The sequence below is a fragment of the Streptomyces sp. NPDC097129 genome, from assembly GCF_055668065.1.
On the sequence record NZ_JBVOQE010000103.1, the window covers coordinates 1 to 734 of the forward strand.

The window sequence follows — 734 nt, forward strand, 5'->3', positions numbered from 1 at the left end:
CCCGATACGACCTACCGGTCCGCCGCCCGGTCCGCGTCACGTCCGTGACCCGCTCCGGTGACGGGTATCTCGTCGAATCCGATCACGGCAGCTGGTCCGCGCGGGCCGTCGTCAACACCACCGGGACGTGGCGGCAACCATTCTGGCCGATCTACCCCGGTATCCGCGAGTTCACCGGCACCCAAATCCATACCACCAGCTACCGTTCGCCGACCCCGTTCGCCGGTAGCAAGGTCGCCGTGGTCGGCGGCGGAAACTCTGCCGCGCAGATCGTCGCCGAAGTCTCCACCGTCGCCGAGACACTCTGGCTGACGAGCCGGGAACCGCGGTTCCTGCCCGACGACGTCGACGGCCGGATCCTTTTCGACGTCGCCCGTGAACATGCCCGTGAAATCGCTTCAGGTGAAACCGATTCCGGTGGCATCGCCGGCCTCGGCGACATCGTGATGGTGCCCCCGGTCCAAGCCGCCCGCGAGCGCGGCGTGATGGTGGCGCACCCGATGTTCGACCGCCTCACCGCCACCGGATTGGGATTCGGCGATCACGTCGAACAGGTGGACGCCATTATCTGGTGCACCGGATTCCGCCCCGCGCTACGGCACCTTCAGCCCCTTGGACTCCGAGACGGCGACACCGGACGCATCGAACTCGACGGAGCGCACGTCGCCGGTGAACCCGGATTGATTTTCCTCGGATACGGCGACTGGACCGGTCCCGCATCGGCCACCCTGATC

1 protein-coding gene is annotated in these 734 nt (G+C 67.0%); it reads left to right on the forward strand.

From position 1 onward, the window contains the following. A partial coding sequence (locus AC0B9F_RS38410) for an NAD(P)-binding domain-containing protein (RefSeq protein ID WP_472010475.1) occupies positions 1 to 734 on the forward strand: 734 nt, incomplete at both ends.